The 18897-nt window shown below is 70.0% G+C and carries 17 protein-coding genes and 1 other RNA gene; 9 read left to right on the top strand and 9 right to left on the bottom strand.

Annotation, left to right across the window (positions count from 1 at the left end; translation table 11 throughout):
* Positions 1 to 18: 18 nt before the first annotated feature.
* From WCE37_RS04090 to ssrA, 6 genes are all read right to left on the bottom strand, one after another.
* The gene (locus WCE37_RS04090) at positions 19 to 2022 is read right to left on the bottom strand and encodes an ATP-binding protein (protein WP_343278253.1); all 2004 of its coding nucleotides are present in this window, start codon (positions 2020 to 2022) and stop codon (positions 19 to 21) included.
* Positions 2019 to 2768 (bottom strand): response regulator, encoded by a 750-nt coding sequence (locus tag WCE37_RS04085; protein WP_343253884.1) that lies wholly within the window; start codon positions 2766 to 2768, stop codon positions 2019 to 2021. Before WCE37_RS04085 ends, WCE37_RS04090 begins: the two co-directional genes overlap by 4 nt.
* Before the next feature lie 73 nt (positions 2769 to 2841).
* Positions 2842 to 3099 carry a hypothetical protein gene (locus WCE37_RS04080; RefSeq protein ID WP_343278252.1) on the bottom strand — a complete coding sequence of 86 codons (258 nt, stop codon included), beginning with the start codon at positions 3097 to 3099 and terminating at the stop codon, positions 2842 to 2844.
* Positions 3100 to 3105: 6 nt separating this feature from the next.
* Positions 3106 to 5457, bottom strand: coding sequence for an FdhF/YdeP family oxidoreductase (locus WCE37_RS04075; RefSeq protein WP_343278251.1), 2352 nt, complete (start codon positions 5455 to 5457; stop codon positions 3106 to 3108).
* Complete coding sequence (fdhD, locus tag WCE37_RS04070; RefSeq protein WP_343278250.1) at positions 5454 to 6377, bottom strand: formate dehydrogenase accessory sulfurtransferase FdhD; 924 nt, start codon at positions 6375 to 6377, stop codon at positions 5454 to 5456. Before fdhD ends, WCE37_RS04075 begins: the two co-directional genes overlap by 4 nt.
* A 94-nt stretch (positions 6378 to 6471) precedes the next feature.
* Positions 6472 to 6824: a transfer-messenger RNA gene (ssrA, locus tag WCE37_RS04065) on the bottom strand.
* Between the two features lie 184 nt (positions 6825 to 7008).
* Between ssrA and WCE37_RS04060 the strand changes: the two genes are divergently transcribed.
* On the top strand, positions 7009 to 9198 hold the full coding sequence (locus WCE37_RS04060; RefSeq protein ID WP_343278249.1) for a CHASE domain-containing protein: 2190 nt from the start codon (positions 7009 to 7011) through the stop codon (positions 9196 to 9198).
* Here the strand turns inward: WCE37_RS04060 and smpB are convergent, their stop codons facing one another.
* Positions 9199 to 9696, bottom strand: coding sequence for an SsrA-binding protein SmpB (gene smpB / locus WCE37_RS04055; protein WP_343253889.1), 498 nt, complete (start codon positions 9694 to 9696; stop codon positions 9199 to 9201).
* A gap of 52 nt (positions 9697 to 9748) precedes the next feature.
* Here smpB and WCE37_RS04050 point away from each other — a divergent pair, with 52 nt between their 5' ends.
* Positions 9749 to 10177 (top strand): type II toxin-antitoxin system RatA family toxin, encoded by a 429-nt coding sequence (locus tag WCE37_RS04050; RefSeq protein ID WP_343253890.1) that lies wholly within the window; start codon positions 9749 to 9751, stop codon positions 10175 to 10177.
* 3 nt (positions 10178 to 10180) lie between these two features.
* Entirely contained in the window at positions 10181 to 10441 is a 261-nt protein-coding gene (locus WCE37_RS04045; protein ID WP_343253891.1) for an RnfH family protein, read from the top strand.
* Between the two features lie 16 nt (positions 10442 to 10457).
* Here WCE37_RS04045 and bamE read toward each other — a convergent pair whose 3' ends face one another.
* Positions 10458 to 10847, bottom strand: a complete 390-nt coding sequence (gene bamE / locus WCE37_RS04040; protein ID WP_343254027.1) for an outer membrane protein assembly factor BamE — start codon at positions 10845 to 10847, stop codon at positions 10458 to 10460.
* 103 nt (positions 10848 to 10950) lie between these two features.
* Here bamE and fur point away from each other — a divergent pair, with 103 nt between their 5' ends.
* Positions 10951 to 11355 carry a ferric iron uptake transcriptional regulator gene (gene fur / locus WCE37_RS04035; RefSeq protein ID WP_343254028.1) on the top strand — a complete coding sequence of 135 codons (405 nt, stop codon included), beginning with the start codon at positions 10951 to 10953 and terminating at the stop codon, positions 11353 to 11355.
* Between the two features lie 30 nt (positions 11356 to 11385).
* Here the strand turns inward: fur and recN are convergent, their stop codons facing one another.
* Positions 11386 to 13062, bottom strand: coding sequence for a DNA repair protein RecN (gene recN / locus WCE37_RS04030; RefSeq protein WP_343278248.1), 1677 nt, complete (start codon positions 13060 to 13062; stop codon positions 11386 to 11388).
* A gap of 104 nt (positions 13063 to 13166) precedes the next feature.
* Here recN and hrcA point away from each other — a divergent pair, with 104 nt between their 5' ends.
* The 5 genes from hrcA to WCE37_RS04005 all read left to right on the top strand — a co-directional run bounded on the left by hrcA (position 13167) and on the right by WCE37_RS04005 (position 18873).
* Positions 13167 to 14249: a heat-inducible transcriptional repressor HrcA gene (hrcA, locus tag WCE37_RS04025; protein WP_343253893.1), complete on the top strand. Its 1083-nt coding sequence runs from the start codon at positions 13167 to 13169 to the stop codon at positions 14247 to 14249.
* Between the two features lie 5 nt (positions 14250 to 14254).
* On the top strand, positions 14255 to 14764 hold the full coding sequence (grpE, locus tag WCE37_RS04020; protein WP_343278247.1) for a nucleotide exchange factor GrpE: 510 nt from the start codon (positions 14255 to 14257) through the stop codon (positions 14762 to 14764).
* Positions 14765 to 14893: 129 nt separating this feature from the next.
* Positions 14894 to 16825 carry a molecular chaperone DnaK gene (gene dnaK, locus WCE37_RS04015; RefSeq protein WP_343278246.1) on the top strand — a complete coding sequence of 644 codons (1932 nt, stop codon included), beginning with the start codon at positions 14894 to 14896 and terminating at the stop codon, positions 16823 to 16825.
* A 132-nt stretch (positions 16826 to 16957) separates the two neighbouring features.
* On the top strand, positions 16958 to 18091 hold the full coding sequence (gene dnaJ / locus WCE37_RS04010) for a molecular chaperone DnaJ (RefSeq protein ID WP_343278245.1): 1134 nt from the start codon (positions 16958 to 16960) through the stop codon (positions 18089 to 18091).
* 68 nt (positions 18092 to 18159) lie between these two features.
* Positions 18160 to 18873 carry a dihydrodipicolinate reductase C-terminal domain-containing protein gene (locus tag WCE37_RS04005; RefSeq protein ID WP_343278244.1) on the top strand — a complete coding sequence of 238 codons (714 nt, stop codon included), beginning with the start codon at positions 18160 to 18162 and terminating at the stop codon, positions 18871 to 18873.
* Positions 18874 to 18897: the final 24 nt, after the last annotated feature.

Here is an 18897-nt window from a genome sequence, read left to right as displayed (position 1 = left end):
CGGCTCGACCTCGGGGGATCAGATGCCCCGGGCGAGCTCCCTGCGCACCGCTTCGACCAGGTCCTCGCGCCGCCAGGGCTTGCGCAGCAGCGGAAGTCCCGACGTGCCCTCGGCGTCGGCCACGTGTTTTTCGTCGCCCGATGTCAGAAGCACCGGCAGGCCCGGATGCAGTTCTCGTGCGCTGCGTGCCAGCGTCTTGCCGTCCATGCCGGGGCCCAGCATGACGTCGGTGAACAGGAGCGCGAATCCGCTGTCGCCGGCAATGCGTTCCAGCGCCTGTCCGGCGTCGGGCACCGCCTCCACGGCGTAACCCGCGGCGCCGAGGAAGGCGACGCTGATCGCGCGCACCGCAGGGTCGTCCTCGACCACCAGTACGCGCTCACCGCGGCCGGCCGCATCGACGGGCCCGGCATCGGCATCGTCGACGGCCTTCGGCGCAGCGTCCGCAGCGACCGGCAGGTACAGGCGTACCTCGGTGCCTTTGCCGGGGCTGCTGTCGATCTCGAGGTCGCCGCCGCTCTGGCGCGCGAAGCCGTAGACCATGCTCAGGCCGAGGCCGTTGCCGTGTTCGCCCTGCCTGGTGGTGAAGAAAGGCTCCATCGCCCTGGCCAGGATGTCGGGCGACATGCCGCGGCCGTTGTCGCGCACCGACACCCGAAGATAGTTGCCTGCTACAAGGCCGGCGCGGGCACTGGCGACCCGCTCCCCTTCGGCGGCGACCACGATCCTGCCGCCGTGGAGCAGGGCGTCGCGGGCGTTGAGCACGAGGTTGAGCAGGGCGGCCTCGAGCTGGCCGGCATCGACGTAGGCGGTGGACAGGCCGTCGGCAACCTCCAGGCGCAGGCGCACGGAATCGCCAAGCGTGCGCTGCAGCACCCGCTCCACGTCATGCAGCAGTGCCGCGACGTCGACGTCGCGTGGAAGCAGCCGCTGTCGCCGTGCGAAGGCGAGCAGCTTGGCCGTGAGCGCGGCACCCCGGCCCACCGAACGCAGGGCGCTGGCGAGCAGCTCGCGTCCCTGCCCGGAGTCCACTTCGGTTTCCAGCAGCTGCAGGCTGCCCGACATCACCGTCAGCAGGTTGTTGAAGTCATGCGCGATGCCGCCGGTGAGCTGGCCGATCGCGTACAGGCGATGCGCGTGCGCAAGCTCCTCCTCGGTCCGCCGCTGGCGCACGAAGGCCGACAGCGTGCCGGCGGCGGACTGCAGCAGGTGGCGGGCGTCGTGGTCGAACCGGCGCGGCTCGCCGGTGGTGGCCAGCAGCGCACCGAAGACCTGGTGGCGCTCCAGCACCGGGACCATCACCGCGCTGCCCGAGCGCGGCAACGGCAGCGGGAACAGCGCCGCCGCCGACGGGTCGGCGGCGATGTCATCGATGGTCCAGGCATCCCGGTGCTGGCCCGCGAACGGCCGCGGCGGCGTGGCGCCGACCTGCCACGCGGGCCCGGTCGCCGCGCGCACTTCGGCCCGCCGGGTTTCGTGCACGGTGGCGATGATCGCAACCGATTCCACGCCCAGGGTTTCGGCAAGCAGGGGAGGCAGCGTCTCCAGCAGGTCCGATTCGGCGCTCGCCTCCAGCGCCAGCTGGCCGATGCGGGCGGCGATCGCGTCATAGCGTGCGCGCGCCAGCGCCTGCCGCACGCGCTGGGTGCCGGAGATGTCGCGCACCGACGCCAGATAGCGCGGGCCCTCGGCCGACTGCAGCGGGCTGAGCGCGATCTCGATGGGAAACTCGCTGCCGTCACTGCGCAGGCCCAGCAGCGCCTGTCCGCTCGCGCCCATTGGACGCACGTGCGGCTGCGCGATGTAGCGGTCGCGGTAGGCGCGGTGGCGGCTGCGCGCCCCGGCCGGCACCAGGTCTTCGATCTCGCGGCCTTCCAGGCTGCCGCGCGGGTGGCCGAACAGGACTTCGGTGTGCGCGTTGGCATGGACGATCCGGCCATCCGCATCGATCACCACCAGCGCATCGGGTACCGCTTCGAACAGGCCGGGGATGCCGAGCGGCGGAAGCCTGTCGCCGGTCATGCCGGCTGCACGTCGGTTGCCAGCAGATAGCCCATGCCGCGCACCGAGCGGATCAGCTCGGGAGCCGCCGGCTCGAGCTCGATCCTGCGTCGCAGGCGGGCGATTCCGACGTCGATGGCGCGGTCGAAGGGACCGGCCTCCCGCCCGTGCAGGGCGTTCATGAGCTCGTCGCGGCTGCGGACTTCATTCGGTCGCTCGAGCAGCACGCGCAGGAGGTCGAACTCGCCGGTGGTCAGCGGGATCTCCGTGCCGCCGGCCTCGTGCAGCCTGCGGGCGCCGAGGTCGATGACCAGGTGCGCGAAGGCCAGGCGGCGCGGTGGCGCCGGTGCCGTCGGCGGCTCCACGGGTGCTGTCCGGCGCAGCACCGAGCGGATACGCGCCAAGAGCTCGCGGAAGTCGAAGGGCTTGGCGACGTAGTCGTCGGCGCCGAGCTCCAGTCCGACCACCCGTTCGACCGCTTCGCCACGGCCGCTGACCACGATCACCGGGCCCTGCCAGTGCGTGCGCAGGTGCTGCAGCAGCGACAGGCCGTCGGCGTCCGGCAGGCCGAGGTCGAGCAGGACGACGTCGGGGTCGTATCCGGCAAGCGCCTCGTGCATCGCCGCCCCGCTGTGTGCGGCACGGACCTGGAAACCGTGTCCGCACAGATAGCGTTCGATCAACGCGACGATTTCGATGTCGTCGTCGACCACCAGCACGCTGGGACCGGATGCAGCGGCGGCGGAGGCGGTGGCGTTGCTGTTCATTGCGGTGCAGCGTAGGGGCGGGAGCGCGGCCGACAGCATCGCACAGCGGGCCGCGCTGCGACCTTCGCTGCGTCTACGGCGGAAGGCTGTCGAGCAGTCGTCGACCGGCGTCTGTCAGCAGGACCAGGCTGCGCGCGCCGTCCGCGTGCACGCGGACCCAGCCCGGCCCCGCGACCCCGCCGATCGTGCCCGCGTCCATCCACGCCAGCGTGCGCATCAACACGCTCATGCGCAGGCCCAGGCGCTTGCACAGGCGCGCGGTCGACATGCCGTCAGGCTGCGACGCCAGCTCGACCAGCAGCGAATGGAGCAGGGCGGCGTCGACCGGCAACGCGGCTCAGCCGGAAAGCGTGGCGGGAATGTCGCGCTGGCGGGGCGCGGACGGGTCCGGCAGGTGCGCGGTCACGACCACCGGTACCGACTTCGAGGTCGGCGTGCGCGACTCGTCGGCGAAGCTCGAACGCGGCACCAGCGGGTTGGTCTCCGGGTAGTAGGCCGCCAGGCAGCCCCGCGGAATGTCGTACTCCACCAGCAGGAAGTGCTTCACCTGACGCCGCACGCCGTCTTCGCCCAGGCTTTCCAGGTCGACCCGGTCGCCGGCCTTCATGTCGAGCGCGCGGATGTCGAGCGGGTTGATGAACAGCGCGCGGCGCTCGCCGAACACGCCGCGATAGCGGTCGTCCAGCCCGTAGACGGTGGTGTTGTACTGGTCGTGCGAGCGGATGGTGGTCAGGGTGAACACCGGCTGCGTGCCGCGCGTGCCGCGGGCGCGGTGGACAGGGGTGTCGACGGGCACGGCGGCGGCAATGAAGCGGGCCTTTCCAGCATCGGTCGCCCAGATGCGGTCACGGGCGCCGTTGGACAGGCGGAAGCCTCCGGGTACGCGCACGCGCGCGTTGAAATCGCTGAAGTCGTCGAACACCCGCGCGATGAGGTCACGGATGCGGTCGTAGTCCTCGACCAGCCGGGCCCACTCGATGTTCGACCGTGCCCCCAGGGTGGCCTGCGCCAGCCGCGCCACGATCACCGGCTCAGAGAGCAGGGTGTCCGAGGCCGGCGCATGTATGCCGGCGGACAGGTGCACCATGCTCATCGAATCCTCGACGGTCACGCCCTGCGGACCCGAGGCCTGGATGTCGATTTCGGTGCGCCCGAGGCAGGGCAGGATCAGTGCGTCGCGGCCATGGACCAGGTGGCTGCGGTTGAGCTTGGTGGTGACGTTGACGGTGAGCGCGCAGTTGCGCAGGCCGCGCGCGGTGGCCTCGCTGTCCGGCGTGGCGACGGCGAAGTTGCCGCCCATGCCGAAGAACACCTTCGCGCGGCCGTCGATCATCGCCTCGATCGCGCCAACGGTGTCGTAGCCCTCCTCGCGCGGCGGCTGGAAGCCGAAGATATCCTGCAGCCGGTCGAGGAAGGTGGCCGGCGGCCGCTCCCAGATCATCATCGTGCGGTCGCCCTGCACGTTGCTGTGCCCGCGCACGGGACAGAGGCCGGCGCCGGGACGGCCGATGTTGCCGCGCAGCAGCATCAGGTTGGCGATCATGTGGATGGTCGCCACCGAGTGCTTGTGCTGGGTGATGCCCATGCCCCAGCACGCGATGACGCGCTGCGACTTCAGGTAGATGTCGCCGGCGCGGCGCAGCTCGGCTTCGTCCAGGCCTGACTCGGTGACGATCGTGTCCCAGGGTTCAGCCAGCACGTCGGCGGCGAACGCATCGAAATCCACGGTGTGGGCGGCGATGAATGCCTGGTCAAGCAGCGGCGCTTCACCCTTGGCGATCGCCTCCGCATTGCGCTCGAGCACGTGCTTGACCATGCCCTTGACCGCCGCCAGGTCGCCGCCGATCTTCAGCTGGAAATAGTCGGACGCGATCTTCGTCGATCCGCCGCGTGCCATTTCAAGCGTGTCCTTGGGATCGGCGAAGCGCTCCAGGCCGCGCTCGCGCAGCGGGTTGAAGGCGACGATCCTGCAGCCGCGCTTCGCGGCCTCGCGCAGCTCGCCGAGCATGCGCGGATGGTTGGTGCCGGGGTTCTGGCCGAACACCAGGATGCAGTCGGCCTGTTCGAAATCGTCCAGGGACACCGTGCCCTTGCCGACGCCGATCTGCTTGTTCAGCGCGGTGCCGGATGATTCGTGGCACATGTTCGAACAGTCGGGGAAGTTGTTGGTGCCGAACTCGCGCACGAACAGCTGGTAAAGGAACGCGGCCTCGTTCGAGGTCCGCCCCGAGGTGTAGAAGATCGCCTCGTCGGGCGAGGGCAGGGCGTTGAGGTGCTTGGCGATGAGTGCGAAGGCCTCGTCCCAGGTCGTGGGCACGTAGTGGTTGCTGGCCGCGTCGTAGCGCATCGGCGCGGTCAGCCGGCCCTGGCCCTCGAGCCAGTGATCGCTGTACCCGGCCAGCTGCGCGACGCTGTAGCGCGCGAACAGCTCGGGGCCGGCGCGATGCCGCGTGGCTTCGGCAGCGACGGCCTTGGCGCCGTTCTCGCAGAATTCGAAGGTGGAGGCGTGGTCGCGGTCGGGCCAGGCGCAGCCTGGACAGTCGAAGCCATCGGGCTGGTTGGTGCGCAGCAGGGTGCGCGCTCCGCCAACGCCCACGTCTTCCCTCACGAGTTGGCGCGCAACGCTCTTCAGCGCGTCCCAGCCGCCGGCGGGGCCGTCATATTTCCGGATCGGACCGTCGCTGCTCATGCAGCATCGTTTCCACCGGCGCGTGCGCCGTCGTGGATTGCATCCGTGCCGGCATCGGTATCGCCAGCCGGAGGCTCCGGAAGCAGGCGCCGGCCATGGGCGTATACCGCGTGCCCATCGTCGCGGGCGAACCCGACGAGGGTGAGGTTCGCCTGCTCCGCAAGCGAGATCGCGAGCGCCGTCGGCGCCGAGATCGCCGCCATCAGCGCGATGCCGACGCTGGCCGCCTTCATCGCCATTTCGTAGCTGGCGCGGCTGGTGACCAAGAGAAAGCCATCCGCCGGCGCGTGCCCCGACGCGTGCATCGCGCCGATCAGCTTGTCGAGCGCGTTGTGGCGGCCCACATCCTCGCGCGCCAGCAGCAGCGCACCATCGAGCGACGCCCAGCCCGCGGCATGGACGGCGCCGGTGAGCGCGTTGACCGCCTGTGCCGCGCGCAGCTCGGCCAGGGCACGGCGCAGCGCCGGCGTCGAAACCCGCAGCTCGGTCGGTACGGGTGGCGGATAGCGCAGCGCGGCCTCCAGCAGCTCGCTGCCGCAGACCCCGCAGCCGCTGCGTCCGCTCATGCTGCGCCGGCGCAGGGCCAGCGCCTCGGCGCGCGCGACCGGGATGCGCAGGCGGATCTCGATGCCTTCGATGAATTCCTCGATGCGGTCGATCGAGACTTCGGGCGCGGCCTGGACGATGCCTTCGCTGAGTGCGAACCCGATGGCGAATTCGGCAAGGTCGGCGGGCGTGGCCATCATCACTGCGAAGGGCTCGTCGTTGTAGACGAAGGCCACGGGGACCTCCTCGGCGACGTGGTCGTCGAGCAGCCGCATGCCGCCATTGCGCCAGCGCTCGACGGGGCGCAGGACGCTGCCGGCAGCTGGAGCGGCAGCTGCTGCGGGCTTGGCGGGTTCGGCGGTGATGCGGGACATGCGCCTAGGATGCCGCAACTAGCGCTGGCGGACAGCGATTCCGCTCGCCAGACGGCAGAAAACCCGCATTTCTGCGGGTTTCCTGGTGTTGCATTGGTGGAGGTGGGCGGAATCGAACCGCCGTCCGAAGGCACTCCATCCCCGGTCCTACATGCTTAGCTCGCCGTTGGATCTCGTTCCCCGACAGCACGGCGTGCGAAGCGCACCGGGGAACCAGCCTGTGAGTTCAACCGCGGCAGACAGGCGGCCGCCGCGGCTGGATTCCCGTAATGATGACCCTACATCCACGAGTACGGGCACAAGTGGGTTCGGGGCTTACGCCTTAAGCGGCGAGAGCGTAGTTGTCGTCGTTGGCAACTAAAAGTTGCTGCTGGATTAACGAGGAAAGCGGCCCCCTCGGCATGCACCAGGCGATTTCGCGACCCCCGTCGAAGCCAGTGCACCCCCGTGTTCCGGGAAACCTGGCGCCTGCCGGTGGCAGTGAACGCGCGTGACGGGGCCAGTATAGGCGCGTCGGGCGCTGGGGCAAGGGTTCGCGGCCGGCATCGGCACCGTCCGTTCAGCAGACGCAGGCCGCTGAACGGCAGCCGGCCGGCAGGCGTTATGCCGGCAGGCGTTATGCTCGTCGCCCATGGCCAAGGCAGACGACACGCCCCCGGGCGAACCACTATCGGTACGCCAGGGCTACATGCTTGCCGTGCTGGTGCTGGTGGCCGCGCTGACCCTGGTCGCGATCTACGCGACCGGCGCCGGCGCCCGGGAGCGCGCGATGTCCGAAGCGCGGCTCTCCGCCGAGGCCGACCAGGTCGTGGCGCGCCTTCGCCAGCAGCTGCTGACCTATGAGCTGGTCACCCGCGGCGGTGTGTCCCTGCTGGCCGCGATCCAGCGCCCGAACCAACGCCAATGGCGCAACTACACCGACGGCCTCGACCTGTCGCAGCGGTTCCCGGCGATGCTGGGGCTTTGCTACGCCGCGTCCATGTCCCCGGCGGAGCTGCAGGATTTCCAGCTCGAACAGCGCGCGGCATCGCGCCAGTTGTTTCGCGTGGATCCGCCGGGCGCGCGCGCCGAGTACGGTCCCGTCGTCCTGCTTGAACCGCAGACCATGGCCAGCGCCGATGTCGTCGGCTTCGACATGCTGACCGAGCCGGTGCAGGCGGTCGCGATGGAAGCCGCGCGGAGCAGTGCGGCGGCGCGGATCACGGCGCCACTGCCGATGATGCAGGAGGGTGCCGGGCCGGGCCTCGTGATCTACGCGCCGGTCTACCGCTCGGGCATCGTGCCCGCGAACCCGGCGGCACGGCCGGCCGCGCTGTCGGGCTGGGTCTGCGCACCCTTCAGCATCGATCCGTTCGTCGCGTCCGCGCTGCCGGCCGGTAGCGGTGGGCTGTCGGTGCGTATCGTCGACATCGGCGAGGACGACGCCGAAGCCGACGACCTGCCGCTGTTCCCGCTCGACTCCGCGGCGTTCCCCGACGCCGACGCCGATGGCGTGCGGCACAGCCTGGTCGAGCAGGTGTATGGCCGTCGCTGGCGCCTGGAATTCCACCAGGCGCGGACGGGCGGCAGCGGTGGCCTGCTCGGCCCGGCGGGGACGATCGCCCTGGGGGTGCTGGCCTCGCTGCTGCTGTTCGCGCTGGCCATGATCCTTGCGCGCACCCAGTCGCGGGCCCAGGACATCGCGGCGCGGATGAGCGATTCCTACCGGCGCAGCGAACTCCGCTTCCGCAGCGCGATCCGGTTCTCGGCCATCGGCAAGGCCCTGCTCGACCGCGACGGCCGGATCATCGACGCCAACCTGGCCCTGGCCGACGTCGTGCGCACGTCGCCGGAGGAGCTGATGGGGCGCATGTTCGGCAGTCTGTTCACGGGCGGCGACAACGCCGCCGAGGCGCGCGCGCGCGCGGCGTCGGGCAGCGTGTACCGGGTGACCCGCGAACTCCACCGCGATGACGGCGACATCCGCCATGTGCACCTGACCTATGCCCAGGTGCCGGGTGAGCACGGGCAGGACGTGGCCAGCCTGGTCCAGGTGGAGGACATCACCGACCGCCTGCGTGCCGAGGCGCGGGTGCTGGCGCTGAACCGCACCCTGGAGACCCGGGTCGCGCTGCGCACTCGCGAACTCACCCGCGCCAATGAAGAGCTGGAGTCCTTCGCCTACACCATCTCCCACGATCTGCGGGCGCCGTTGCGCGCGATCGACGGCTTCAGCCGCATGGTCGCCGAGCGCCATGCCGACGCCTTCGACGATGTCGGTCGCGGCTACGTGGCGCGGGTGCGCGCGGCGACGCTGCGCATGGGCGAGCTGATCGATGCCCTGCTGAAGATGAGCCGGGTCTCGCGCAGCGAACTCAAGCGCGAGCCGCTGGACCTGTCGGCGATGGCCCGCGACATTCTTTCCGAGCTTGCGCAGGGTGACCCGGGGCGCGAGGTGGAGGTGGTGATCGAACCGGGCATGGTGGCGTCCGGGGACAGCGTCCTGGTGCGCAACCTGTTGGGCAACCTGCTTGGCAACGCCTGGAAATTCACCCGGGAAACCCCTGCGGCGCGGATCATGTTCCAGCGCGTCGGGCAGGGCGGCGAGGAGTGGTTCGAGGTCTCGGACAACGGCATCGGCTTCGACCAGGCCTATGCCGGCAAGCTGTTCCGGCCATTCCAGCGCCTGCACGCCGCCGACGAGTTCGGCGGCGAAGGCATCGGCCTGGCCTCGGTGAAGCGCATCATCGAGCGCCATGGCGGCACGATCAGTGGCGAAGGCGTCGTCGGCAAGGGCGCGCGCTTCCGTTTCACCCTGCCGGACGAGCCGGCCAGCGGCTGATCAGGCGTTCGGGTTGTGGTGGCGCATCGCGCGCTGCTTGTCGCGCTGCCAGTCACGGTCCTTGGCGGCATCGCGCTTGTCGTGCGACTGCTTGCCCTTCGCCAGCGCGAGTTCGATCTTCACCTTGTTGGCCTTCCAGTACAGCGCGGTGGGCACGATGGTGAAGCCGTCGCGCTGCACCAGGCCGACCAACTTGTCGATCTCGTGCCGGTGCAGCAGCAGCTTTCGGGTGCGGCGCTCGTCGGCGACGACGTGGCTCGAGGCCTGGATCAGCGGCGTGACCTGGGCACCGAACAGGAACAGTTCGCCGCCGCGGACCACGGCGTAGCTCTCGCCGATGTTGGCGCGGCCCGCGCGGATCGACTTGAGCTCCCAGCCCTGCAGGGCGAGTCCGGCTTCATAGCGGTCCCCCAGGTGGTATTCGTGGCGCGCGCGCTTGTTCAGCGCGATCGTGCCACCGGCCTTGGCCTTTCCCTTATCCTTTGCGCTCTTGCCCATCCCGCCATTGTCCCACGGCACCGGGCGCGATAGGAACGGATGCACGCAGCCCATGCCCACGATCACACGGTCCGCACTGGTGCAACACTCGGCGACCAGGATGTTCTCGCTGGTCAACGACGTTGCCGCCTACCCGCGGCGCTTTGCCTGGTGCAGCGGGGCGCGGGTGCTGGAAGCCGATGACAGCCGCATGCTGGCCCGGCTCGAGCTGGGCATCGGTGGCATCAGCACCTGGTTCACCACCGAGAACATGCTGGTCCCGCCGCAGCGCATCGACATGGAGCTGCGCGACGGCCCGTTCCGCAGGCTGGCCGGGCGCTGGGAGTTCCACGCACTGGACGAATCCGCCTGCAAGGTCACCCTCCAGCTCGACTTCGAGCCGCGCAGCCGGCTGCTGCTGCCGGCGATGAAGCTCGGGCTGCAGGGCCTGGCCGACCGCATGGTCGATGATTTCGTGCGCGTCGCCGACCGCGGCAGCTGAGCGGTGCGCGTGGAAGTGGTCCTGGCGCTGCCGCAGGCCTGCCGCGCGGTGGTGCTGGAACTGGCGGCGCCGGCCACGGTTGCCGATGCGGTCGCGGCCAGCGGCCTGCCGCAGGAAGGCATCGATGCCTATGCGGTGTACGGGGTGCGCGTGGCCGGCAGCGCCGCGCTGCGCGACGGAGACCGCGTCGAACTGCTGCGTCCGCTGCTGGTGGACCCCAAGGATGCGCGCCGCCGCCGCGCGGCCAGGGCCGCCAAAGGCTGAGCGCGCGACAGGGTAATCAGCGGCGCTTGGATTCGCTTCGCGGCAGGTTCGGGCCGAACTGGCGGCGCACGTTGCCGATCAGCTCCTTGTCGCGGTCGGGGAAGTAGTCGCCCTCCCAGCGCTGCAGGGTGTCGCCCTCGAAGAACAGCACCAGGTTGTGCACTTCGGTCTTGCCGGTGCGCCCGACGCGTTCGGTCGAGGTGTAATCCCAGCGTTCGTGGTGGAACGGATCCTGGATCGAGGGCGTGCCAAGCAGCGCCGACACCTGCTGGCGATTCATTCCCGCCTGCAGCTGGGCGACGTTGGCCGGCTGGACCAGGCTGCCCTGGTAGACGGGTTGCTTGTAGACGAAGCTGCAGCCGGCACAGAGGCAGGCGGCAAGGACGGGGACGATCAGGTTGCGCATCGGTGGCCAGGTCGGGGCGGACATGGGGCGATGATACACTCGCCGCGCCGCCGCGACCGGACCACGGCAGCTGGCGCTGCAATCGCCAATGAACGGGAATCGCATGGAAACCAACGAGCTGCGCAAGGCCGGACTGAAGGTCACGCATCCGCGCATGCGCATCCTGCAGCTGCTCGAGCAGGAGACCTCGCACCACCACATGTCAGCCGAAGACATCTACCGCCAGCTGCTGGACGGCGGCGACGAGATCGGCCTGGCCACCGTCTACCGCGTGCTCACCCAGTTCGAAGCGGCGGGCTTGGTGCTCAAGCACAACTTCGAAGGCGGTACCGCGGTCTACGAGATCGACCGCGGTGGCCACCACGACCACATGGTCGATGTCGACACCGGCAAGATCATCGAGTTCGAGAGTCCGGAGATCGAGGCCCTGCAGCACGAGGTGGCCGACAAGCACGGCTACCTCCTGGAAGAGCACTCTCTGGTGCTCTACGTGCGCAAGAAGCGCTGACCAACCGGGCGGTCGGCCGCTGCCCGCCGCTCAGCCGGCGCCGGGTTCCCCAGCCTCGCGCAGCAGGCGCCTGGCCGCCGCCCGCGCCTCGCGGCTGACCTCGATCCCGCCCAGCATCCGCGCCAGCTCTTCCTGGCGGCCGGCGTCGTCGAGCAGACGCACGGCGCTCTGGGTCATGCCCTCGCTTTCAGCCTTGCTGACCCGGTAATGGGCGTGGCCCTGGGCCGCGACCTGGGGCAGGTGGGTGACGCAGAGCACCTGGCGACGGTTGCCGAGGTCGCGCAGCTTGCGCCCCACGATCCCCGCCACGTTGCCGCCGATGCCCGAGTCCACCTCGTCGAAGACCATGGTCTGGACCGCGTCCAGGCCGAGAGCCGCGACCTCGATGGCCAGCGAAATGCGCGACAGCTCGCCGCCCGATGCCACCTTGCGCAGCGGCCGTGGCGGCTGTCCGGCGTTGGCGGTGACCAGGAATTCGACGCGCTCGGCGCCCTGTGCATCCGGCGCGTCGTCACCCGTGGGTTCCAGTGCCACCTCGAAGCGCCCGCCGCCCATGCCGAGCTCGCCGATCAGAGCGGTGGTCGCCTTGCCCAGTGCGGTCGCGGCCCTGGCGCGGGCCTTGCCGAGGCGCGCGGCGGCGCTGCGCCATGCGCCTGCGGCCGTCCCGATCTCGCCTTCCAGGCCCGCCAGGCGCTTCGCCGAGCCCGCAAGCGACTCCAGCTCCGCGGCCAGCGCGTCGCGATGCGCGGCCAGTTCTTCCGGCGGCACGCGGTGCTTGCGTGAGAGCTCGTGGAGGCGCGACAGGCGGTGCTCCTGGGTCTGCAGGTGGTCCGGGTCGATATCGAGGTCGGCGCGGACCCGGTCCAGCAGCACCGCCGCCTCGTCGAGCTGGATCGCGGCACCATCGAGCATGGCGTCCACTTCGCCCAGGCGCGATTCATGGGCCTGCATCCGCGCGAGCGCGCCGCGCAGCTGCTGGACCACGGCCGGCAGCGACCCGTCGCCGCCCAGGCGCTCAAGCGCGGCATCGCAGGCCTCGACCAGTTCGGTGGCATGCGCCTGGCGCCGGTGCGCGGCCACCAGTTCTTCGATGGCATCGGGTTCGAGCACCTCGCGCTCGAGCTCGGCGTGCTGGTGCTCAAGGAAGTCGATGCGGTCGGAGACGTCGCCGGCGGCGCTGAGCCGTGCGCGCTCCTGCAGCAATGACGACCACGCGTGCGCCGCCGTGGCCACCGCGGCCAGCTCGGCCTCGTGGCGCCCGAAGGCATCGAGCAGGACCAGCTGGCTGCCTCGCGACAGCAGCGCCTGGTGTTCGTGCTGGCCGTGGATCTCGACCAGCAGCGCCGCCAGCGCCCCCAGCTGCGACAGGGTGGCGGGGCGGCCGTTGACCCACGCCCGCGAGCCGCCGTCGGCGCGGAGGGTGCGCCGCAGCTGGCAGGCCTTGCCGTCGTCGAACTCCTGTTCGCGCAGCCAGTCCAGCGCCAGGGGCGAATCGCCGAGGTCGAACTCGGCGTCGAGTTCGGCGCGGCGTGCGCCGTGGCGGACCATGCCGGCGTCGGCGCGCAGCCCGGACAGGAAGCCGAGGGCATCGACGATGAGCGACTTGCCCGCGCCGGTCTCGCCCGACACGACGGTCAGCCCCGGCCCGAACTCGAGTTCGGTGGCGGAGACAACGGCGAAATCCTTGATCGACAGTCGCTTGAGCATGGTGCGCGGATTGTGCCGTGGAGATGCACGGCCTGTCATCGCCGGATCGTGCCGATTCGAGCCGGCGGCTTGCGACACGTGCGCATCGGACGTATACCCGCGGCATGTCCCGACGCCGTTCCGATCCCCTCGACCCGCGCGCGCGCCAGCTGCTGCGCACCCTGATCGCGCGCCATATCCGCGACGGCGAGCCGGTCGGTTCGCAGACCCTGGTCCGCCACGCCGGCCTCGACGTGAGCGCGGCCACGGTGCGCAACATCCTGTCCGACCTGGAGGAAGTGGGCCTGCTGTCGGCGCCGCACACCTCGGCCGGGCGCGTGCCCACGGCCCGCGGCTACCGCGTGTTCGTCGACTCGCTGCTCCAGCTCAGCCCGCTGGAGGAGGAGGAGTTCATGCGCATGCGCGGCAGCCTGGCGGCCAGTGCCGGGACCCAGACGCTGCTGGGCAGCGCCTCGGAGCTGGTCTCGGCGATGACCCGTTTCGTCGGCGTGGTCAGCGTGCCCGGGCGCGAGCAGTTCGCCTTCCGCCAGATCGACTTCGTGCCGCTGGACGGACAGCGGGTGATGGCGATCGTGGTGTTCGCCGACCACGAGGTCCAGAACCGGATCGTCCATACCCGGCGCGCCTATGACGCCGCCGAACTGGAGCGGGTGGCCAATTACCTCAATGCCCACTTCGCCGGCCAGCCGCTGGCGCGGATCCGCGCGGCGCTGGTCGAAGGGCTCCGCAGCGCCCGCAGCGAGATGGAGGGCCTGCTTCGCGCCACCACCGACCTGGCCGAACAGGTCCTGGTACCCGGGAGCGAAGACATGGTGGTTGCCGGGCAGGCGCGCCTGCTGGGGCTCCAGGACCTTGCCGACCTTGACCGCCTGCGCGGCCTGTTCGATGCGTTCACGGAGAAACGCGAGATCCTCCAGCTGCTCGAACGCACGGTGAAGGCCCAGGGCGTGCGCGTGTTCTTCGGCGAGGAAACCGGGATCGCGCCGCTGGCCGGGATGTCGCTGGTGACCGCGCCCTACGGCGCCGGCGGTCGCGTCCTGGGAGTGCTGGGGGTGATCGGCCCCACGCGGATGGCGTACGAAAGGGTGATCCCGGTGGTCCAGGCGACCGCCGAGGTCCTCGGCGCCGCCTTGAATCCCGACGCGGCATCCCCACTCAGTGCGGACCGAGACACTCCGGACCCATGACAGCGATGACCACCGAACAGACGCCCGACCACGCCGCCGAGGCGCCCGCAGACGAGCTTCCCCTGGAAGACGTGATCGAAACCCTCCGCGCCGAGCTGGAGCAGGTGCGCGCGCAGTCGCTGATCGACCGCGCCGACCTTGAAAACCAGCGCCGTCGGCTGGAGCGCGATGTCCAGAACGCCTGCCGGTTCGCCAACAAGCAGATCCTGGGCGACCTGCTGCCGGTATTCGACAGCCTGGACGCGGCGCTGGCTGCTGCCGGGAGCAACGGCCCGCTGCGCGAAGGCATTGAGCTGACCCTGCGCGAGCTGCGCCGGGTCACCGGCAACCAGGGTTTGTACGAAATCGCGCCGGCTGCCAACGACGTATTCAATCCCGACCTGCACCAGGCGATGAGCGTGGTCGAGGCCCCAGGCGTCGACGCCGGCGCCGTGGCCCAGCTGTTCCAGAAGGGCTACCGCCTCAACGAGCAGCTGCTGCGCCCGGCCCTGGTCGCGGTGTCGAACGACGATTGAGCATCGATTGAACCCATGCCGGTCGATTCCGGCGGCCGCTGGCGCTTGAAGGCGTGGTGGCCAATCCCCAGATAGCAGTCATCGGCGGCATCGCCGCCCCCCCGAATCCAGACATAGAGGCATATTCCCATGGCAAAGATCATCGGCATCGATCTCGGCACGACCAACTCCTGCGTGGCGATCATGGACGGCGGCAAGGCCCGCGTCATCGAGAACAGCGAAGGCGACCGCACGACCCCGTCCGTCGTCGCCTACACCAAGGACGGCGAAGTGCTGGTCGGCGCGTCCGCCAAGCGCCAGGCCGTCACCAACCCGAAGAACACCTTCTATGCGGTCAAGCGCCTGATCGGCCGCAAGTTCACCGACGCCGAGGTCAAGAAGGACCTCGGCCTGGTCCCGTACGCGATCGTCGAGCACGACAACGGCGACGCCTGGGTGCAGACCAGCGACGGCAAGAAGCTGTCGGCGCAGGAAGTCTCCGCGCGCATCCTCGAGAAGATGAAGAAGACCGCCGAGGACTACCTGGGCGAGAAGGTGACCGAAGCCGTGATCACGGTGCCGGCGTACTTCAACGACTCGCAGCGCCAGGCGACCAAGGACGCCGGCCGCATCGCCGGCCTCGACGTCAAGCGCATCATCAACGAGCCGACTGCGGCCGCGCTGGCCTATGGCCTGGACAAGGACGGCGGCGACCGCAAGATCGCCGTGTACGACCTCGGCGGCGGCACCTTCGACATGTCGATCATCGAGATCGCCGAAGTCGACGGCGAGAAGCAGTTCGAGGTGCTGGCCACCAACGGCGACACCTTCCTCGGCGGCGAGGACTTCGACAAGCGCGTTATCGACTACCTGGTCGAGGAATTCAACAAGGACCAGGGCATCGACCTGCGCAAGGACCCGCTGGCCCTGCAGCGCCTGAAGGACGCCGCCGAACGCGCGAAGATCGAGCTCTCCACCGCGCAGCAGACCGAGGTCAACCTGCCGTACGTGACTGCGGACGCCTCCGGTCCGAAGCACCTGAACATCAAGCTGACCCGGGCCAAGCTCGAGGCGCTGGTGGAAGACCTGGTCAAGAAGACGATCGAACCCTGCCGCACGGCGCTCAACGACGCCGGCCTGCGCGCCAGCGACATCAACGACGTGATCCTGGTAGGCGGCCAGACCCGCATGCCCAAGGTGCAGGCGGCGGTGGCCGAGTTCTTCGGCAAGGAGCCGCGCAAGGACGTGAACCCCGACGAGGCGGTCGCCATCGGCGCCGCGGTCCAGGGCGGCGTGCTGGCCGGCGACGTCAAGGACGTGCTGCTGCTCGACGTGACCCCGCTGAGCCTCGGCATCGAGACCCTGGGCGGCGTGTTCACCAAGATCATCGAGAAGAACACCACCATCCCGACCAAGGCTTCGCAGACGTTTTCGACTGCCGAAGACAACCAGTCCGCGGTGACGGTGCACGTGCTGCAGGGCGAGCGCGAGCAGGCCCGCTACAACAAGTCGCTGGCCAAGTTCGACCTTTCCGGCATCGATTCCGCGCCGCGCGGCATGCCGCAGGTTGAAGTGTCGTTCGACATCGACGCCAACGGCATCGTCCACGTCACCGCCAAGGACAAGAAGACCGGCAAGGAGCAGAAGGTCGAGATCAAGGCCGGCTCCGGCCTGTCCGACGACGAGATCCAGCGGATGGTCGCCGACGCCGAGGCGCACCGCGAGGACGACAAGAAGTTCCACGAGCTGGTCGGCGCCCGCAACCAGGCCGATGCCCTGGTGCACGGCACCCGCAGCGCGATCAAGGACAACGGCGACAAGGTCCCGGGCGATGTGATCGGTCGCGTCGAGTCCGCCATCGCCGAGGTCGAGACCGCGATGAAGGGAGACGACAAGGGCCAGATCGAGGCCAAGACCAAGGCGCTGGAAGAGGTGTCCCAGGCGCTGTTCGCCGCGGTCGGTGCAGCCGGACAGGGTGGCGACGCCCAGGGCGACGCGGGCCGGGATCCGGCCGGCCAGGCGGCGGACGACGTCGTCGACGCCGAGTTCACCGAGGTCAAGGACGACGACAGCAAGGCCTGACGGCCCCTGGAGTCGTGGAAGCGGCCCCGGCCGCGATGGCCACGCCCATGGCGGGGACCGGATGAACTCCGGTTCCCGCCGCGTATCCGGACCCCGTACTTCGGGTCCACCAGGCACCACGGACCTTGATCGATGAGCAAGCGCGATTACTACGAAGTCCTCGGCGTCGGCCGCAATGCCACCGAGGACGAGCTGAAGAAGGCCTATCGCCGCAGCGCGATGAAGCACCACCCTGACCGCAACCCCGGCGACCACGCCGCCGAGGCTGCGTTCAAGGAGTGCAAGGAGGCCTACGAGGTGCTGTCCGACGGCGGCAAGCGCCGCATGTACGACCAGCACGGCCACGCCGCGTTCGAACATGGCATGGGTGGCGGCAACGCCGGCCCCGGCTTCGGCGGCGGTCCGGACGTGGGCGACATCTTCGGCGACATCTTCGGAAACATCTTCGGCGGTGGAGGCCCGCGCGGTCCGCGCCGCGGTGCCGACATCGGCTATGTGATGGAGCTCGACCTGGAAGAGGCCGTCGCCGGCGTGGAGCGCCGCATCGACCTGCCCACCCTGGTCGAATGCGAGCCCTGCAGGGGCAGCGGTTCCGAAGACGGGACGCTCGAGACCTGCGACACCTGCCACGGCAACGGCCAAGTGCGCTTCCAGCGCGGCATCTTCTCGATGCAGCAGCCGTGCCCGTCCTGCCATGGCCGCGGCAAGACCTTCAAGAGTCCCTGTCCGTCCTGCCGCGGCAATGGCCGCGTGGAAGAGGAAAAGGTGCTGTCGGTGAAGGTGCCGGCCGGCGTCGACAGTGGTGACCGCATCCGCCTTTCCGGCGAAGGCGAGGCCGGGCCCGCGGGCACCCAGCCGGGCGATCTGTATGTCGAAGTGCGCGTGCGTCCGCACGACATCTTCGAGCGCGACGGCGACGACCTGCACTGCGAAGTGCCGATCCGCCTCTCGCAGGCGGCGCTCGGGGACACGGTGCGCGTGCCGACGCTCGGCGGCGAAGCCGAGATCCGCATCCCCGCCGAGACCCAGACCGGCAGGGTCTTCCGCCTGCGCGACAAGGGCGTGAAGTCGGTGCGCAGCCGCGCCACGGGCGACCTGTACTGCAAGGTGGTGGTGGAAACCCCGGTCAACCTGACCCCCGCGCAGCGCGAGCTGCTGGACCAGTTCGAGGCCACGTTCTCCGGCGAGGGCGCGCGCCGCCATTCGCCGCGGTCGAGCACCTTCGTCGATGGGGTCAAGGGCTTCTGGGAGCGGATGACGTCCTGACGCGGTGGCGACGCGGCGGGGCCGCTGTCCTGCTTGTCGCGGCCCCCGGGCGTCGCTAGGCTAGCCGCATGGGCGATCCGGTCAGATTGTTGATCCACGGCGGCAGCGGCCGCATGGGGCGCGCGCTGCTGCGTCTCTGCGCCGAGGGCGTGCCCGAAGGCTGCAGCGTGGTCGCGGCGGTGTCGCGGCGCCCGCCGCAGCGCGTGGTCGACGGCGTGCCGCAGTTCTCCGCCAGTGAGCTGTCCGGCGTTCCCGCCTTCGACGTCGCGATCGACTTCAGCCTGCCCGAGGGCTTCGAACCGCTGCTGGCCCTGTGCCGGCAGCGTGGCGCAGCGCTGGTTTCGGGTACCACCGGGCTCTCGGCTGCCCAGCGGCAGGCGATGGCGGTGGCCGCAGCGGACATTCCGCTGCTGTGGGCGGCCAACTTCAGCTTCGGCGTCGCCGTGCTCGAGGAGCTGGTGGAGCGCTCGGCAGCGGCCCTGGCCGGTTGGGACTGCGACATCGTAGAGAGCCACCACGTGCACAAGCAGGACGCGCCCTCGGGCACCGCGCTGGCCCTTGGCGCCGTGGCGGAGCGGGGCGGGGCCGAACCGCGCTACGCCAGCCTCCGCGCCGGCGACGTGGTCGGCGAGCACCTGGTCCAGTTCACCGGCATGGGCGAGCGTATCGAGCTGGTCCACCGTGCCACCAGTCGCGACGTGTTCGCGCGCGGGGCGCTGCTGGCCGCGAGCCGCCTGCACGGCCGCGAGGCAGGGGCCTGGCGGCTGCGCGACCTGCTCTAGACGTTCCGGGTTCATCTTCCGCGC

This window comes from Luteimonas sp. MJ250 (assembly GCF_039548455.1).
In the GTDB taxonomy this organism is placed as follows: domain Bacteria; phylum Pseudomonadota; class Gammaproteobacteria; order Xanthomonadales; family Xanthomonadaceae; genus Luteimonas.
This window is presented reverse-complemented; position numbering and strand designations above follow the sequence as displayed.

Coding starts and splice junctions, on each gene's coding strand:
- grpE (WP_343278247.1), top strand. CDS start 14,255: ATGACCACCGAACAGACGCCCGACCACGCCGCCGAGGCGCCCGCAGAC.
- dnaK (WP_343278246.1), top strand. CDS start 14,894: ATGGCAAAGATCATCGGCATCGATCTCGGCACGACCAACTCCTGCGTG.
- smpB (WP_343253889.1), bottom strand. CDS start 9,696: ATGGGCAAGAGCGCAAAGGATAAGGGAAAGGCCAAGGCCGGTGGCACG.
- fdhD (WP_343278250.1), bottom strand. CDS start 6,377: ATGTCCCGCATCACCGCCGAACCCGCCAAGCCCGCAGCAGCTGCCGCT.
- WCE37_RS04090 (WP_343278253.1), bottom strand. CDS start 2,022: ATGACCGGCGACAGGCTTCCGCCGCTCGGCATCCCCGGCCTGTTCGAA.
- bamE (WP_343254027.1), bottom strand. CDS start 10,847: ATGCGCAACCTGATCGTCCCCGTCCTTGCCGCCTGCCTCTGTGCCGGC.
- WCE37_RS04060 (WP_343278249.1), top strand. CDS start 7,009: ATGGCCAAGGCAGACGACACGCCCCCGGGCGAACCACTATCGGTACGC.
- WCE37_RS04075 (WP_343278251.1), bottom strand. CDS start 5,457: ATGAGCAGCGACGGTCCGATCCGGAAATATGACGGCCCCGCCGGCGGC.
- hrcA (WP_343253893.1), top strand. CDS start 13,167: ATGTCCCGACGCCGTTCCGATCCCCTCGACCCGCGCGCGCGCCAGCTG.
- WCE37_RS04050 (WP_343253890.1), top strand. CDS start 9,749: ATGCCCACGATCACACGGTCCGCACTGGTGCAACACTCGGCGACCAGG.
- WCE37_RS04085 (WP_343253884.1), bottom strand. CDS start 2,768: ATGAACAGCAACGCCACCGCCTCCGCCGCCGCTGCATCCGGTCCCAGC.
- fur (WP_343254028.1), top strand. CDS start 10,951: ATGGAAACCAACGAGCTGCGCAAGGCCGGACTGAAGGTCACGCATCCG.
- recN (WP_343278248.1), bottom strand. CDS start 13,062: ATGCTCAAGCGACTGTCGATCAAGGATTTCGCCGTTGTCTCCGCCACC.
- WCE37_RS04005 (WP_343278244.1), top strand. CDS start 18,160: ATGGGCGATCCGGTCAGATTGTTGATCCACGGCGGCAGCGGCCGCATG.
- dnaJ (WP_343278245.1), top strand. CDS start 16,958: ATGAGCAAGCGCGATTACTACGAAGTCCTCGGCGTCGGCCGCAATGCC.